The sequence below is a fragment of the Streptomyces sp. Root1304 genome (genome assembly GCF_001426405.1).
In the GTDB taxonomy this organism is placed as follows: Bacteria; Actinomycetota; Actinomycetes; order Streptomycetales; family Streptomycetaceae; genus Streptomyces.
The window spans coordinates 1-16,146 of the sequence record NZ_LMEP01000004.1 but is presented as its reverse complement, the minus strand read 5'-3'; the positions used below and the strand labels follow the sequence as shown (position 1 = coordinate 16,146).

Genomic DNA, 16,146 nt, shown 5'->3' with positions numbered 1-16,146 from the left:
CCCGGGGCTCCGGTCTCAGCCGATCCGGTGCTCGGTCCAGAACGGGCCGAGGTCCTCGGTGGTCGCCGCCTGCGCCGCGCGCTTGAAGTCCTCGGTGGTGGCGACGCCCAGCCAGTGGTCCCGCACGTAGCCGCGCAGCATGGCCGCCGTCGCCGGGCCGCCCAGGACGCGTTCCAGGTCGTGCAGGGCGCAGGCGCCCCGCGTGTAGACGACCCGGACGTACTCCGGGCGGTGGCCGTCGGCGTAGTAGCCCATGGAGCGGGTGAGGGCGGCCGTCCCGCTGGGCCACTGCCCCTGGTCCTCCCAGCAGGTGGCGGTGGGCTCCCCGTAGTACAGCTGGTTGGCGTACTGGGCGAAGGACTCGTCCAGCCAGGGCGACGCGAACTGGTCGTTGCCGACGATGCCGTAGAACCACTGGTGGGCGACCTCGTGGACGACGGCCGAGCCCTCCGGTTCGGTCCACAGCAGCACGAGGCCCGGGAACTCCATGCTGCCGAACTCGTCGAGGTTGTCGCTCATGACGAGGTCCAGTTCGCCGTACGGGTAGCGCCCGAACCGCTCGCCGAAGGCGTCGACCGCGCCGGTGGCGGACCGCAGGTCGGTCGCCACGCCCTCCGGGGAGGTGGCGGCGGTCCAGTACGCGTTCAGCCGGACGCCGCCGGGGGTGGTGACCGTACGGGTCCGGAACGGGCCCGCCGCCCAGGCGAAGTCCCGTACCCCGCGCGCGACGGCGGTGGTGACCGTGCGGCCGGGCGCGCCGGGCCGCCGGGTGGTGGTGCCCGTCGTGGGGACCTTCAGCGCGGCGGGGTGGTCGAGGACGACCCGGAAGTCGCCGGCCAGGGTCAGGAAGCTCTCGCCGAAGCCGACGTCCGGGTCGAGGTGCGGGCCCCGCGCGTCCCGCACGGACAGCAGGGGCAGCGCGTTGCCGAGGTAGCGGTGCGCGCCGTCCCTGCCGAACCGGTGGACACGGTCCGGGACGGCGATCGACACGTCGAAGGCGACACGGGCCCGCGCCCCGTACGGCAGCGGGGCGGGCAGGTCGACGCGCAGCGCGGTGCAGCCGACGGTGAGCGCTCGCGGGGTGCCTCCGACGACCCCGCCCACCCGGACCGGGGACGGCTTCCCGGGGGTTCCGCACCCCTCGGCGCCGTTCCCCCACAGCCGCAGGTCGACCGAACGCAGGGGCCTGCGGTCGGCGTTGCGGAACGACACCGTCTGGCGGCCGGTCCAGTGCGAGCCGTCGCCGTCGGCGCGCAGGGCGACCTCGTACGAGGGCCGGTCCGGCGTCGCCGCCCGCACCGGGGCGGGCCCCGGGGAGTCCGGCGCGGCGGCCGCCCCGGGGACGAGCAGGAGGAGGGCCGCGAGGGCGAGCGAAGCGGCCCGCCGGTACCTGAGCGAGGTCATGGCAGGCACGCTAGGCCGCCCGGGCGCCCGGACGGGAGCCTTCCGACTCAACTATTCGCTGGATCAAGCGAGTTGGTGCCAGTGCCGGCCGTCAGGGCTTCGGGGTGAGTTCCCCCCGGCGCACCTTGCCCGAGCGGGTGCGCGGGAGGCGGGCGATCACCTCGACCCCGCGCGGGACGAAGACCGGCGCGAGCCGTTCGGCGGCGAGCGCCAGGAGTTCGGCCGCGACGCGCCCGTGCCCGGCCGCGTCCGGCTCCCCCTTCCCCTCCCGCAGTTCCACGACCGCGTACGGGGCGAGGCCGCCGTCCGGGTCGGGGCACGGCACCACCGCCGCGTCGGCCACCTCCGGGTGGGTGCGCAGGACCGCCTCGATCTCCGTCGGGGAGATCCGGTGGCCGTGGGACTTGAACACCTCGTCCAACCGGCCGAGCAGCCGGATGGAGCCGTCCGCGCACCGCTCGCCGCGGTCCCCCGTGCGGTACAGGCCGTCGGCGAAGGCCTCCGCCGTGCGCTCGGGGAGACCCGCGTAGCCGCGCATGAGGCCGGGCGGGCGTTCCGTCAGGTCCACACAGACCTCGCCGCTGTCGCCCGTCTCCCCGGTCTCCGGGTCGCGCAGCACGATCCGGTACCCGGGGAGCGGGTGCCCGAGCGGGGCGATCGGCTCGGGGGTGCCGGGGGCGCGGCCGATGAGCGCGGTCGCCTCCGTCTGGCCGTAGCCGTCCCGGACCCGTACGCCCCATGCGGTCTCGATCCGTGCCACCGTCTCGGCCGTCAGGGGCTCCCCGGCGGCCGTCGCCTCCCGCAGCCGGGGGGCTCCGGCGCCCCCGCTCACGTACGGGAGCAGCGAGCGCCAGGCGCTCGGGGGCGCGCAGAAGCTGGTGACGCCGTGCTCGGCGAGCACCCGGGGCAGGGCGGACGACGGGAGTCCGCCGTCCGGCGGGGCGAGGATCGTGGCCTCCGCCGCCCAGGGCACGAAGAAGCTGGACCATGAGTGCTTGGCCCAGCCGGGCGCGGAGAGGTTGAGGTGCCGGTCGCCGGGGCGCAGGCCGCTCCAGTACAGACTGGAGAGGTGGCCGACGCCGTAGCCGACGTGGCTGTGCTCGACGAGCTTGGGCAGCGAGGTCGTCCCTGAGGTGAAGTAGCAGAACGACGGGTCGGCGGCGCGGGTGGGCCCGTCGGGGACGAAGCGGGGACGGCCGGCGGCGCGGGTGTCGGGGTACGGGAGCCAGCCCGGCCTTCCGGTTTCGGGCGCCGCCGCCATCCGGATGCCCGGCACCGGCAACTCGTCGAGCAGGCCGACGAGTTCAGGTGCGGCGATCAGGTGCCGGACGCCTCCCCGGGTGATCCTGTCGGCGGCCTCGGACCGGGTGAGGTCCTGGTAGCCGGGGACGACGACGGCCCCGAGCTTGATGCAGCCGAGCAGGGTCTCCCACAGCTCGGTGCGGGTGCCGAGGAGGATGAGGACGCGGTCGCCGCGTGCGACGCCGTGCTCGCGCAGGGCCACCGCCAACGCGTCGGAGCGGGCGGCGAGTTCGGCGAAGGAGACCCGGTCGACGACCGGCACGGACCCGTCCCGTGCCGGGTGGCCGAGGAGTTCGAGCGCCGGCCGGTCGTTGGCGTCGGCGATGACGTCGAACCAGTCCAGGGCCCAGTTGAAGCGCTCGGCGCGCGGCCACCGGAAGGCGGCACCGGCCGCCTCGCGGTCGCCGCGCAGCCGCAGCAGCAGGTCCCGGGCGGCCCGGTACTCCTCGTGGGCCCCGGTGTGCCGGCCGCGGGGCGACGCGTCACCCCGCGGCCCCGGCGTGCGCACGGTGCTCACCGCACACCCCCGGCCGGTACGGCGTCGGCCCGCGCACCCTCGGCCTCCCCGGCCCCCGCGCCCTCGGCCCCCGGGGCACCCGCCCCGGCGCCGCCGAGCAGCGCCTCCGCGATGGCGTCCGCGTCACGGGTGAAGGAGCCCCAGGGTCCCGGCCGGCCGCTGCCCACCTGGGTGAACCAGCGGGTGTGCTCGCTGGGGATGCCGAGCACATGGGTGCTGGTGTCCACCGAGCCGTCGGCCCGCACCGGGTGGAACGGCGCGTCGGTGCAGTCGAGCCCGCCGGTGGCGAACTCCCCCGCCCCCTCGGCCGCGTTGGTGAACGTACGGATCTCCCCGTCCACCATCAGACAGCGGATCAGCGGGTCCCGGTCCGCCGCCAGATCGGTGCTCGGCACCCGGGCGTCCACGACGACGTCCAGCGCCACCCAGGAGTTCTCCACCTGCGTCGACTCGACGGCGAACCGCCCCTCGACGGGATCGGCCGTGAACCGGGCGCCGGGCCCGACCGGTTCGAGGACCCCGGCCGCGAGCAGGGCGAGGAACTGCTCGGAGCGCTGCTGCGGCGGCCCGGTCGACACCATCGCCGCCACGGGGCCGAACTCGGCGAGGAACCAGCGGTGCGAGTCGGGGGTCAGCCCGCCGAAGTCGACCACGGTACGGATCGTCTGCCGCACGTCCCGCAGGACGTCGGCGGCGGCCTTCAGGGGGCCCTCCGCGTTGCCCTGACGCGCCTCGAACAGGTCGGCCCGCAGCCATTCGGTGAGCACCTTGTGGAACTCGGCGGGCGAGCCGAACTGCCGGCCGCCGAACGGCCGGGCGAGCGCGTCGAGTCCGCCGAGCGGGCGGGCGTCGATCCGGTATCCGGCGGCGATCCGTTCGAGGACCTTGGGGTCCGGCCGGTCGCGGAGCGCCTGGGCGGCCCGCTCGGTGAACTCGGCCGCGGCGTCGGGTCCGTGGACCTGGCGGACGCGGGTGGCGAGCAGGACGAGGTTGACCTCGGCGAGCAGCCAGGGCAGTACGTCCGCCTCGAAGTCGAGCGGCGCCGATTCCGCGCGCAGCTCAGCCATCCGCTCGGCGGTGAACAGCCGTGCGCGGTAACGGTGTTCGGGACCCTTCTGGTTGGCACCCCGGGTGAGCAGGGGCACTCCCCCGCGCGAACCCGCCAGGATGCGGGGCTCCTTGCCGCTGGGCAGGTACAGCAGCCCGTCGCAGCCCTCGGTGAAGGTGCCGCCGCGCCCGAGGGTCAGCTCGGTGAGGATGTCGTAGAAGGTCAGCCCCATGCCGAGGATGCCCACGCGGGCGCCCGCCGGGATCTCGGCGAGCGGCATCTCCGTCGCGGAGCCGCCGACGATGTGCCGGACGGGCCGGGCGGGGGTGCTGTGGGTCCGGGCGAAGCGCGTCCAGGCCTGCTGCTCGGCGTCGGGCTCGTTGATCGGGTGGCCGGTGGCGAGGACCACCCGGTCGACCGTGAGGACGTCGCCGCGGTCGAGTCTCAGGCGGTGCGGTGCACCGTCCGGGCCGCCGCTGCCGGCCCTGCCGCCCGTACCGCCCACCCGCTCCGCGCAGATCACCCGGGCGGGGACGCGGTGGACGGTGAGCGAGGGCGGCAGGGTCTCCTCGATCCGCCGCATGACGTACGTCAGGTAGCGGCCGTAGACGGCGCGGGGCGCGTACCCCTCGGGATCGGCGCCCGCCGGGTCGTCCTCGGCCCACCAGGCGCCGAGGGTGGGCCCGGCGCCGGGCCGGTGGGGCCCGTCGTCGGCGGGCCCGGAGAACATGGTGACCTCCTGGGCCGGGGTGTTCATCAGGAACCAGGGCGACTGGTCCGTACGCCAGATCCGTCCGGCCCCCGCCTCGTACGGATCCACCGCGAAGACCTCCACCGGCCGGCCGGGGGGCCCGTCGGCACAGCGGGCCGCGAGCCGTTCCAGGACGGAGAGACCGCGCGGGCCCATGCCGACGAACGCGATCCGCAGCGGGTCCGCCGAAGGCGCCGGGGCCTCGCGCGGCGCCGGCTCGGGCGGCGGGTTCGTCCCGGCGGCCAGGTCGTGCTCCCGGGCGACCCTGCCGAGCATGCCGGACAGCTGACGTGAGGTCATCGGAATGGTCCTCCTGCTGGTGGTGAGCAGCGGCAGCGCGCCGAGGTCCGTCCACTGCAGGCGCCCGTCCGGTGCGACGGTGGACCGGACGGCGCCCCGGTTGTCCGGATGCAGGCAGAACGGCACGTCGAGCAGACCCCGGTCGAAGGCCTTGAGGAGGGCGACGCCCAGGTCGTCGGAGAGCGCGAGGACGGCGGTCACCATGGCCCGCGCCTCGGCGAGCGTCTCCTCGACGTCGGCCTCGGCGGCGGTCCTGCCCGGGTTCGGGCCGCGCCGGGGCGCGGAGCGGGCCGCGTCGGCGGCGATCCGCAGCGCCGTCAGGTTCTCGGCGACGGTCGGGATGCGGTGCGCCTCGGTCTCCGTCTTCACGATGAGGCGCTGCGCCCCGCCGCGTACGGCCAGTTCGGCGCTGCGGCGCAGCAGCAGCCGGGCGCCCGGCACGGTCCTCGGGTAGACGCCCATGTACGTGTAGAGCACGATGTGCCGGTCCACGGACGGCGGCAGGAACTCGTCGGCGAGCAGCCGCAGCGCGGTGAGCGCGCCGGCGTCCTGGGCGGGATGGGTCTGCTGGGCGTAGCTGAGGGAGACGCTGGTCGCTCCGTTGGCCGCGAAGAACAGGCACTCCAGGACGGAGACGGCGACGAGCAGCGACGGCGGGCAGAGCTGGCCGAGGAGGCAGCCGCCGAAGGATTCGAGATGGGCCCGGCGGCCGTGCGCGCGGCTCTCCTCCGTGAGGAACTGGACGGAGTCGCGCCAGGCGGCGACGGATTCGGCGAGCGGGGTGCGCCCGTAGGGCAGGCAGTACGAGACGGGTCCGCCCTCGGAGGCGGAGAGTCCGGCGGCGGCCATGGTGCGGAAGATGGCCATGGGGTCGGCGGAACCGTGCCTGATCTGGACGGGCGTGGTCCGTCCGGCCGCGGCGGCGACCCGTGCGGTGGTCTTCGGGCCGTGGCTGACCAGCGGGAAGCCGTTGAGCGGCAGGCCGGCGCGCAGGGCCGCGGTGGCGGCGGCGTGGTCGCCGACGCGGGTGTAGCTGTCGATGGTGAGGGTGGCGACGGTCCGTTCGGGCAGTGCGGCGACGGCGGCGACTCCCGCGGTCATCTCCTCGGGCGCGACCATGCCCATCCGGGGCTGGACGACGAGTTCGCCGGCCTCTGCCGACGCCTGGACGAAGGCACCGAGATCGCCGGGGGCGAGCGGGGGCGAGGCGGAGGTCGTCACGCCGCGGCCCGCCCGGTACACGCGCCGCCGAGTCCGGCGAGCTTGCGCAGCAGCGCGGTGGGCGGGGTCCCGTCGGCGTACACCTCGTCGTATCCGGCGTCGAGGAGTTCGGCGGTACGGGTGGCGGCGCCCTCCGGGGAGATGCCGAGGAGTCCGCCGATGACCATGGGCACGGCGCGGGTCTTGCGGTCGGCGCGCAGGGCGCGGGCGGCGCGCAGCCCGTCCTGGTGTCCGTGGCCGTTGACGGAGGAGAGGACGACGAGGTCGGGGCTGGTCATCCGGGCGGTGTCGACGAGCAGCTGCTCGGGGACGCAGGGCCCCAGGTTGAGCACGGAGTGCCCGTGCTCCTCCAGGAAGAGCTGGAGGTGGACGAGGTTCCAGGTGTGGGCGTCGGAGGAACCGGTGGTGAGCAGGACCCGACGGGAGGGCTCGGGACTGCGCAGGGGCTGAGGCCGTGCGGACGGTGTCATGGCGTCTCTCTCCGAAAGGGGTGCGGGGCGGGTGCGGACGGGTGTGCGGGACCGCCCGTACGGGACGGGTCGGGGTGGGGGGAGAGGTCGTGCGGGGGCGCCGCGGGGCGGGTGCGCCGTAGGGCCGCCGGACCGTCGCCGGACGGGGTGGGGCCGGGCGGTGGAGCGTGGACCGGCGTGTCCGGTGCGGGGCCGGGTCGTGCGTGGGGCGTGCGGTGTGGTGCGTGGTGCGGGCGGTCGCCGTGCGTGGGGCAGGGCGGTCGACCTGGGGGTGCCGGGCCGGTCGTACGGGGTACGGGGCCGGGGTCGTACGGGATGCGGACCGGGTGTCGTACGGGGGGCGGACCGGGTGTCGTACGGGGGCTCCGCCCGGACCCGTACGGGTCGCGGACGGGCTTCGTACGGCGCCCGGGGCCGCTTCGTACGGCGGCCCCGGGTCCGCGATCCGCCGTGCGCGGGCCGACGTCGGCCCGCGTCCCGGACGGCGCGGCGGCGGGCGTGCGCCGAGGCCGCCGGGCCCGTACGGGCTCCGGTGGCCTCGGGTCCTCCTGCGGGTCAGGCGCCGCCGGTTCCGGCGCCGACGCCGGTGGTGATCTCGCCGGCCTCGGGGGTGCGGGAGGCGGCCGGCCGGGCGCGGACGGCGAGCACGGTGCAGCCCTCGGCGCTGGACATCTGGTGCCGGGTGCCGGGTTCCTCGACGACGAGGTCGCCGCGGTGGAAGCGGCGCCCGTCGCTGTGGTCGAGGGTGCCGTCGAGGACGAGCATCAGCTCGTGCCCCAGGTGCTCGTGGAAGTCGCCGTGGGCGCCCGGCGGGAAGCGGAGGAGGAGGGACGCGGAGTCCTCGTCCTCGGCCGGGTCGGGGCCCCAGAGCACGACGTACTCGACGCCGACGCGGCCGGGTTCGGTCCACGGCACCCACGGCAGGTCGGTCTGGTCGAAGCCGTCGCGGAGCACGTTGCGGAAGACGGTGACGTCAGGCACGGGCGGGAACCTCCGATGCGGCGCCGCGCTGGGCGACGATGGACGGGATGCCGTCGGGGCCCCAGGGCCGGGGCCCGTTGACGATGGGGGCGCCGATGAGCGAGCCGAACTCGCGCCAGGCACCGTCGTAGTTGCGGATGTCGGCGAGGCCGAGGAGTTCGCTCAGCACGAACCAGCTGTGCGCGGAGCGCCAGCCGACCCGGCAGTAGACGACGGTGGGCGCGTCGGTGCGCACGTCGGCGTAGACGGCGGCCAGCTCCGCGTCGTCGCGGAAGGTGCCGTCGGCACGGACGGCGCTGTGCCAGGGGATGTGCTCGGCGGAGAGGGCGTGCCCGCAGCGCACGCCGAGGTCCTCGGGAACGCCGGGCGGGGTGTTGCTCTGCCCGAGGTACTCCTCCAGGGAGCGCACGTCGAGGAGCTGGTGGCGCCCGATGTGGTCGAGCATGTCCTCGCGGCGGGCGCGGACGGTCTCGTCGACGTCCGGCACCGGGTACGCGACGGGCTCGCGTTCCGGGACGTCCTGGGTGAGGGCGGCGCCGAGCGCCTCCCAGCGCAGCCGGCCTCCGTCGAGGATCCGCAGTTCCCGGTGGCCGTACAGGCGGAACTGCCAGTACCCGGCGGCGGCCCACCAGTTGTTGTTGCCGCTGAGGAAGACGACGGTGTGGTCGGCGGATATGCCGTGCCGGCCCAGGAGTTCGGCGAAGGCCTCGGGGCCGATGACGTCCCGGCGCACCGGGTCCTGGAGGTCCCCGGTCCAGTCGAGGCGGACCGAGCCGGGGATCCGGCCCAGCAGGCTGCCGCCGTCGGTGATCTCGACGAGGACCGTGTTCTCGTCCCCGGCCGCGGGGTTCCGCAGCTGTTCCATGATCTGCTCGCAGCTGACGAGCAGTCTGTCTCGGTTCACGGGCGCTCCGTTGAGGTTCGGTACGCGGAGGTACGGACGGGCGGGGGAGGCTTGGGGAGGGGCGGGGCGCGGCCGGCGGCGGGTGGGGTTCACCGCCGGCGGGCCGGGGTCACCACCAGTACGTCGGGTACTTGCCGATCACGCCGACGCGGGAGGCGACCAGGCCCACGAGGACCAGCAGGGCGCTGCCGACGGCGAGCAGCAGGAGGAAGCGCAGGGGCGCGGGGTCCTGGAGGACGGCGAGCACGGCCGTGGCGGCGGCGGGCGCGTGGACGGCCCGCAGCAGCAGCATCAGGCCGACGCTGAGGCCGGCGGCGACGGCGGCCACCCAGAGGGAGTGGCCGAACAGCGCGACGGCCACGAGGCCGAGGACGCCGGAGCCGATCTGGCCGAGCAGCACGCCGCGGGGCTGGGCCGGCGGCAGGGCCGGGGTGCTGCAGATGATCATGGCGGTGGCGGCCAGCGGGGCGATCATCAGCAGGTGGCCGGTGGCCTCGCCGAGCGCGACCAGGATGACCAGCGACACGACCGTCGCGAGGGTGCCGAGCACGGCGGGCCGGGTGCCGGGGAAGGGCGGGGCGCCGCCCGCCCAGCGGCTGCGGGCCGGCGGGGCCGCCGCTCCCGCGGGGGTCTGGGTCTGATTGCTCACGGTGTTCTCTCCTTGGCGGGGCGGGCGGGGCGGCGAGGGCGGTGCGGGGCTCGTACAGGGGGCGTGCAAGGAGCGCACGGAGGGCGGCCGGGCCCGGCCGGGGCCCGCGGGACCTGACCCCGCGGGTCCCGGCCGGACGGCCGGGCCGGCCGGAGCGTCAGCGGTGGCTGCCGCCGAAGTAGCTCATGGCCCGCCGGTGCACGACCGCGCCGATCTTGTGCCCCATCTCGATGCCGGGCTCGTTGTCGAAGCTCCAGTGCATGCCGCCGTAGACCCGGGAGATGCCGGCCTGGTGGGCGGCCTCGCTGAAGGTCGACCAGTGCAGGACCACGTCGGTGCGCGGGGTGAGGCCGGGCTCGACCGTGGAGGCGCCCGCCTTGAAGCGGTACGAGTCGCCGAAGGAGTCCGAGCCGGTGAAGCGGCGCAGGAACTCGGCGGCCGCGCCGGAGAAGGTGCTGTGCCCGGAGACGGTGGCCGGGAACGGCGGAACGGCCACGTACGCCTGCCAGTCGACGCCGTCCATGGTGACGGTGCCCTGGCCGGGGCCGCCCCAGGTACGGATCTGACGGCCGCGCTGGTCGTACGGGATCAGGGTGGAGGGCCGCGCGAAGTCGTACGAGGCCTTGACGGCCCAGGAGCCGATGGCGGCGTCGCACTCGGCCATGTTGAGGCCGAAGAAGATCTGGGCGTCCTCGTCGACACCGTGGCCGTCGCGGGCGGAGACGTAACGGCCCCACATCTGCTGGGCGCCGGGCGGGGTCACGTCGTCGTTCAGCCAGAACTCGGCGATGGCCTTCTGCTCGTCCGTCAGGTTGGCGCTGATGTCGAGGAGTTCCTCGATGGCGGCGGTCATCCGGACCGAGGGGTACGCGGGCGGGGCGGCGATCGTGAACTGGTCGGGGCTGCTCAGCGCGAAGGGCTTCATCACCGCGAACTGCGGGGTGAGGTAGCGCTGCGTCTTGCCGTTCACTATCAGCGGCGTCCAGTGGGCCGGCTCCGCGACCGTGGACGGGTCGAAGGCGCCGGCGACCTGCGGGGTGTTGCGCGGCTGGTAGCCCGTGGTGTCGGAGTACGCAGGGGTGCCGAGCTGGTTGGCGCCGTCGGCGTGCCGGTAGTCGAGGACGGCCTGCGCGGTGCGGCGGCCGATCCAGGCGGGGCTGTTGCGGCGCGGGGCGGTCAGCTCGGGGTCGTAGCCCAGGCCGCGCAGCATGCCGTCGATGGCGACCTTGTACTCGGGGTACAGGTCGAGCATCGCGAGGTGGGCCGCGTAGCTGATGGCCTCGTTCTTGTTGTCGAGGGTGCGCTCCGAGCGGGGCCGGCGCAGGGCGCCGCCGAAGCGGGTGCCGACGGCGCAGTGGTCGTAACACGCCCAGGCGTCGTAGATGGCGTTGTGGATGACCGCGAGGGCACGGGCGTTGACGGTGGCGGGGCCGAAGCGGTTCCCCGCGGCCTGGTAGCGGCCGAGGATCGCGTCCATCGCGGCCTGGTTCCAGCGGATGACGACGCTGGGGTCGGCGACGGCACCGGGGGCACGGCGGCCGGTGCGCGTCTCCGCCTCGAAGCTGGTGGGGACGCCCCAGGCGACGGCGCCGGGCAGGGCGAGCACCCCGGCCGCGGCAGCGGTCGTGGTGAGCACCCGGCGCCGGGTGAGCGGGGTGCGGGCCGCGGCGGTCGTGGACGGAGCGGGAGCGGCGGGTCGGTGGGACATCCGTGGATTCCTTCGCATGGTGCCGGGAGCGGATGGACGCGGTCCGGGTCCGTGGATCAAACACAAACTCGAACAGACCTCAGGCTGGCGAGAAATGATCGCGTCCGGCAACGCCCGATCGACTTCTTCCATCGCAGGCATGCAAGGAAGCGATGGGCGTCGCGGGGGTCCTCGGGAGGTGGCTAGCGTGACCCCACGGCGTCCGACCCTCCTGCCGCGATTTCGGCGTGATCCGAGCGGTCCGCCGCCCGGCTACGCCCCACCCGGCCTCGATCCGCCCCGCCCGGCCCCGTCCGGCCCCCGCGTCGACTCGTGATGGAGATGCCCGCGCATGACCGTTTCCTCCCAGGTGATACCCACCGCACCGACCACCGCACCGCAGCCCTCCGCCGCACCGACGCCGCCCGGTCTCTTCGACCGCCTCGCACCACGGCTCCACCACTACGGCCTGGGCATGCTCCGGGCCGGTCTCGGCGGTGTCTTCGTCTGGTTCGGGGTGCTCAAGGTCATCGGACTGAGCCCGGCGGCCGAACTCGTCGTCGCCGTCCTGCCGTTCCCGGCGGGCGACTGGTTCGTCCCGGCGCTCGGCTGGGCCGAGGTCGTGCTCGGCCTCTGGCTGATCTCGGGGCGCGCCCGCGCCGTGGCCCTGCCCGTGCTCGTCGGCCACCTCTGCGGCACCTTCGCTGTCCTGGTCCTCACGCCCTCGGCGGCCTTCGCGCACTCCAACCCCCTGCTCCTGACGCTGGTGGGCGAGTTCGTCGTCAAGAACGTGGTCCTGCTCGCGGGCGCGGTGGTCGTGACGACCCATCCGCGCCGCTGAACGGCGGGGCCCGTCCGGGCCCGGGGCGACGTCGCGTCGCACGCCGCCCCGACGGACCGACGCACCGGTTTGCCGAGGGGCGTGACGAGCGCCCTCCCCCACGACCCCTCCCCCGCCGCGGCGCGCGCGTTCCAGGAGTGGACCTCTCCTGCCGAAGCCCCGCGAGGCCCGACGAAAAGCCCTTACAATACCGAGCAGTCGGTTTTGATCTCGTCGAGCGACGCATGGGGCTACGGGAGCCGTTGGTGACCAAACAAGAGCGGGCCACACGGACCCGCGCCGCGCTGATCAGGTCGGCCGCGGGCGAGTTCGACCGGCACGGTTACGCCTCCGCCAGGCTCTCCACGATCAGTGCGGCGGCCGGCGTGAGCCCCGGCGCGCTCCACTTCCACTTCGAGAACAAGGCGGCGGTCGCCGCCGCCGTCGAGCACGAGGCCTCCAGCAGACTGCGCAGGACCGCCCGCATCGTGTACGGGCAGCGGTCCAACGCCCTGCAGAACCTCACCGACACCTCCCACGCCCTGGCCCGACTGCTCCGCGAGGACGTCGTCGTCCGCGCCGGATTCCGGCTCAGCTGCTCCCGGAGCTGCCACACCGATCTGAACCTGCGCCAGGAATGGCAGAGCTGCGTCCTGCAACGGCTCGCGGAGGCGGCCGACGAGGGGCTGCTCGCCACCGGCGCCGGGCGGCACCAGGACCTGACCCGGACGATCGTCGCCGCCACCGTCGGACTCGAGGCCCTCTCCGGGGACAACGGCGAATGGCTCGCGCCCGAGACCGTCACCGGCCTGTGGCGGACCCTCCTGCCGATGCTCGCGCACCCGGAGGCGCTCGCGGGCCTCGAACCGGCGGGCAGCGCGGACAGCGGGGGAGGTAGGGCAGGGACAAGCGGTACGGGAGGTGCGGAAGGTACGGCTATCACGGGTGGCACCGCCGCCCACGACCGTCCCCACGACCGCGCCGTCCACCACCCCCACGGCCCCGCCCACCAACCCGTCGCCTGACCCCCGGCCGGCGCGCGGCGGCGGCCGGCCCGACCCCGGCCTCCGCCCCCGCCCTCGCCCCCCGCCTCCGCTCAGGCGTCCGCGAGAAGCCCGTGGTACCAGGGCAGATGCGCGGCGAACCCCTCGGTGAAGCCCGGCCCCGGGTCGCAGCCGAGCTCCCGCCAGGGGCGGCCGTCGGCGAACCAGTGGTCGGTGGCGAGCATGGCCAGGTGGTGCTGCGCGAAGGGGAGGTCCGCGAGCAGCGCGCGGGCCTCCGCGATGTCGACCGCCGAGCCCCTGGGCGTACCGCTCCGGTGGGTGAGCAGCCCCTCGGCCGCCGCGAGGAGGTCTCCGACCGGCACCGGCTCGGGGTGGTCGACGTAGTACGGACCCGGCTCGGTCGCGGGCGAGAGCGCCGCGCCCAGCAGGACGCCCGCCAGGGTGTCGACGTCGATCAGGGAGTGCAGGGAGGCTCCCCCGTCGAGCGGTCCGGGGAGCGCCTCGAGCAGCCGGACCAGGCCCGGCATCAGCCGGCGGTCGCCGGTGCCGTACACGAGGTGCGGGCGCAGGACGGTGCCGCCGGCGTCCATGACGTGCCGCTCCCCCGCCGCCCTGGTGCGGCTGGTCGCGGAGCCCGGGGCGAGCGGCAGTGTGCCGGGGGCGGCGGCCCGGAAGGGGCCGCGGCCGTGGACCGACGCGGTGCTCAGGGCGACGATCCTGGTCACCCCGGCGCGCACGGCGGCGTCGACGAGGGCCCGGGTGCCCTCGTCGTTGACCGTGCGGGACAGCTCCTCGTCCGCGCCGATCGCCGAGGCGCAGTGGATCAGTACGTCGATCCCCTCGCAGGCCCGGCGCAGCGATGCGGGATCGCGGAGGTCGCCCGGGACGGTCTCGGTCTCCGGTCCCGTCGGCCGGGCACGGCCGGTGAGCGGGCGGCGGGCGAGGAGGCGTACGGAGGCGGGCGCCGTGTGCGCCGCCGCGGTGGCCGCCACCCGGCCGCCGATGAATCCGGTCGCGCCGGTGATCAGGATGCGAGGGCCCATCGTGCCGTTCCGGTTCAGCCCGCCAGGCGGCTGCCGAGGCCGGCTCCGGCCACCGCCAGTTCCCGGGACGGGGAGGTGAGCATGCACTGGAAGACGGGGTGGCCGTCCTGGTGGCCGACGACCCGGACGGTGGTCCGCGCGGGGTCGACGCCGGGCACGATCTCGGCCTCGATCCAGCAGGGGGTGTCGAGTTCCGCGTACCGGGAGAAGGAGATGTCCATGACGGTGGGCAGGTATCCGCCGTCGCCGAGCGTGATGGTCGCCGCCTGGCGGGCGGCTTCGAGGAGGACCATGCCGGGCACGTGGTCGTTGGGGCGCCGGAAGAGGGTGCCGTGCTCGGTGTTGATCCGCAGCTGCCACTGGCCGGGGCGGCTGCCGGGGCCGAGGACGACGTCCTTGACGCGTTCGCGGCCGACCAGGTCCGGCGCCGTTGCCGTGATCAGCGGGACGGGCCGGCCGAGGGCGGCCATCCGCTCGCCCCTGATCCTCCGGTACGCCGGAGCGGAGGTGCAGCGCGCCATGGCCCTGCCGGTGCCGAGGAAGCGTCCGTCACGGGTGAGGACCATGGTGGTGCGCAGGTCACGGAGGCGGCCGCCGCGGCTGCTGAGGTCGGAGCAGATCACGTCGACGGTCACGTCGGAGGAGAGCCCGTCGACCGTGAGCGCCTCCGGATCGGTGTCGTACGAGAGGCCCCACATGACGAACTGGTCGTCCACGGGTACCCCGAACTCGGCATGAGCGATCAGCATGGTGGTCTGGCGTATCGTCTCGGCCACCAGTACGGGGTCGTGCCGGTCGCCCGCCACCGGAGAGAAGAAGGGATGTGAGGCAGGCCAGCGCGCGGAGACGGAGAACCGGTTCTCCTTCAACTGCGTCCACCCCGTGGGGATGATGTCCGCGGGATCCGCCCGGTGCACGAACTCCCCGGGGACGTGTGACGTCACTCCTCGACGGTTCTGATCCATGGATCCCCCTTGCGGCCCCGCGCCCCTGGGCGGTGAGTCCGCCCGAATTAGAATACGTACAGCGCGGTTTTCTTTTCAATGCTTCACGTCACACGTTGAGCACAGACAGCGAGACAGCAGGAGGCGCCTTGGCGCAGCAAGCGCGTGCAATCCGAACCCGCCGGGTGATCCTCGAGTCGGCCGCGACGGTCTTCGCGGAGCGCGGCTACGAGCGGACCACCATCGGCGAGATCCTGGTGCGCGCCGGGGTGACCAAGGGAGCTCTGTATTTCCACTTTGCTTCCAAGGAAGACCTTGCCCTAGGCGTGCTCGACGCCCAGATGCTCGACGTGCCCCTCGCCCCGCAGGAGGTCAAGCTCCAGGAGCTGGCGGACCAGGCCTTCCTGCTGACCCATCGCCTGCAGGGCGACGCCCTCGTGCGGGCGAGCGTCGCCCTGGCGCTGGACAGCGGTGCCACCGGCGTGGACCGGGCCGCGCCCTTCCGGGCGTGGATCGATCAGGTGTCGGAGATCCTGATGGTCGCCAAGGCGCGGGGGGAGCTGCTCGTCCATGTGGACGTGACGGACACGGCCGAACTGTTCTCGGGGGCCTTCTCCGGCATCCAGGCCATGTCCCAGATCCTGTGCGACCGCAACGACCTGGCCCACCGGGTCTCGGTGCTGCTCCAGCACTTCCTGCCGAGCATCTGCACCCCGGCGCTGCTGACCCGGCTCGACATGACCGAGGCCCGTGCCCGGCAGCTCGGTGCCGAGTACGACGCGAGCCGGCTGCGCCGGGACGAGGGAAGCCTCGCGGACACCACGGGTTAGACAAAACCGACCGTCCGGTCCCTTGGAGTTCACCTCCCCGGACCGCACCCCCGGAGCGCCCCGACGCGGAACAGCGTCGGGGCGCTCTGGCGTCATGGCACTGAGTGTGTTTTGCTGAGGGTACTCAGTGCCACAAGCGTCTAGGGGAGCTCCACATCATGGGCAAGGACTTCGACCTGTATCGGCCCTCCGAGGAGCACGAGATGCTCCGGGAGTCGGTGCGTGCGCTGGCGGAGGCGAAGATCGTTCCGTTCGCGGCGGCGGTGGACGA

The 16,146-nt window shown here is 74.5% G+C and carries 14 protein-coding genes; 4 read left to right on the top strand and 10 right to left on the bottom strand.

The window, feature by feature from the left end:
* Positions 1–15: 15 nt before the first annotated feature.
* The 8 genes from ASD33_RS07960 to ASD33_RS07925 all read right to left on the bottom strand — a co-directional run bounded on the left by ASD33_RS07960 (position 16) and on the right by ASD33_RS07925 (position 11,255).
* Positions 16–1,404 (bottom strand): M1 family metallopeptidase, encoded by a 1,389-nt coding sequence (locus ASD33_RS07960; protein WP_056555667.1) that lies wholly within the window; start codon positions 1,402–1,404, stop codon positions 16–18.
* Between the two features lie 91 nt (positions 1,405–1,495).
* Positions 1,496–3,223, bottom strand: coding sequence for an AMP-binding protein (locus tag ASD33_RS07955; RefSeq protein ID WP_347232263.1), 1,728 nt, complete (start codon positions 3,221–3,223; stop codon positions 1,496–1,498).
* Entirely contained in the window at positions 3,220–6,543 is a 3,324-nt protein-coding gene (locus tag ASD33_RS33645; protein ID WP_242426870.1) for an FAD/NAD(P)-binding protein, read from the bottom strand. The genes ASD33_RS07955 and ASD33_RS33645 overlap by 4 nt, the downstream gene beginning before the upstream one ends.
* The gene (locus tag ASD33_RS07945; RefSeq protein WP_056555664.1) at positions 6,540–7,013 is read right to left on the bottom strand and encodes a cobalamin-dependent protein; all 474 of its coding nucleotides are present in this window, start codon (positions 7,011–7,013) and stop codon (positions 6,540–6,542) included. The genes ASD33_RS33645 and ASD33_RS07945 overlap by 4 nt, the downstream gene beginning before the upstream one ends.
* A gap of 555 nt (positions 7,014–7,568) precedes the next feature.
* Positions 7,569–7,994 carry a cupin domain-containing protein gene (locus ASD33_RS07940; protein ID WP_056555660.1) on the bottom strand — a complete coding sequence of 142 codons (426 nt, stop codon included), beginning with the start codon at positions 7,992–7,994 and terminating at the stop codon, positions 7,569–7,571.
* Complete coding sequence (locus ASD33_RS07935) at positions 7,987–8,898, bottom strand: sulfurtransferase (RefSeq protein ID WP_056555657.1); 912 nt, start codon at positions 8,896–8,898, stop codon at positions 7,987–7,989. Before ASD33_RS07935 ends, ASD33_RS07940 begins: the two co-directional genes overlap by 8 nt.
* Positions 8,899–9,007: 109 nt before the next feature.
* Positions 9,008–9,547, bottom strand: a complete 540-nt coding sequence (locus ASD33_RS07930; protein WP_056555654.1) for an HPP family protein — start codon at positions 9,545–9,547, stop codon at positions 9,008–9,010.
* Between the two features lie 157 nt (positions 9,548–9,704).
* A complete protein-coding gene (locus tag ASD33_RS07925; RefSeq protein WP_056555651.1) occupies positions 9,705–11,255 on the bottom strand; it encodes a vanadium-dependent haloperoxidase in 1,551 nt (516 codons plus the stop codon).
* 331 nt (positions 11,256–11,586) lie between these two features.
* Here ASD33_RS07925 and ASD33_RS07920 point away from each other — a divergent pair, with 331 nt between their 5' ends.
* A complete protein-coding gene (locus tag ASD33_RS07920; protein ID WP_056555648.1) occupies positions 11,587–12,075 on the top strand; it encodes a DoxX family protein in 489 nt (162 codons plus the stop codon).
* A gap of 245 nt (positions 12,076–12,320) precedes the next feature.
* Positions 12,321–13,079, top strand: coding sequence for a ScbR family autoregulator-binding transcription factor (locus ASD33_RS33955; RefSeq protein WP_242426869.1), 759 nt, complete (start codon positions 12,321–12,323; stop codon positions 13,077–13,079).
* Between the two features lie 71 nt (positions 13,080–13,150).
* Here ASD33_RS33955 and ASD33_RS07910 read toward each other — a convergent pair whose 3' ends face one another.
* Together ASD33_RS07910 and ASD33_RS07905 are read right to left on the bottom strand one after the other, a co-directional pair.
* Positions 13,151–14,101, bottom strand: coding sequence for an NAD-dependent epimerase/dehydratase family protein (locus tag ASD33_RS07910; RefSeq protein WP_056555645.1), 951 nt, complete (start codon positions 14,099–14,101; stop codon positions 13,151–13,153).
* Between the two features lie 14 nt (positions 14,102–14,115).
* Positions 14,116–15,045, bottom strand: coding sequence for a ScbA/BarX family gamma-butyrolactone biosynthesis protein (locus tag ASD33_RS07905; RefSeq protein ID WP_242426868.1), 930 nt, complete (start codon positions 15,043–15,045; stop codon positions 14,116–14,118).
* A 116-nt stretch (positions 15,046–15,161) separates the two neighbouring features.
* Between ASD33_RS07905 and ASD33_RS07900 the strand changes: the two genes are divergently transcribed.
* Together ASD33_RS07900 and ASD33_RS36130 are read left to right on the top strand one after the other, a co-directional pair.
* Entirely contained in the window at positions 15,162–15,875 is a 714-nt protein-coding gene (locus ASD33_RS07900) for a ScbR family autoregulator-binding transcription factor (protein WP_347232262.1), read from the top strand.
* Between the two features lie 158 nt (positions 15,876–16,033).
* A partial coding sequence (locus ASD33_RS36130) for an acyl-CoA dehydrogenase family protein (protein WP_242427036.1) occupies positions 16,034–16,146 on the top strand: 113 nt, incomplete at its 3' end.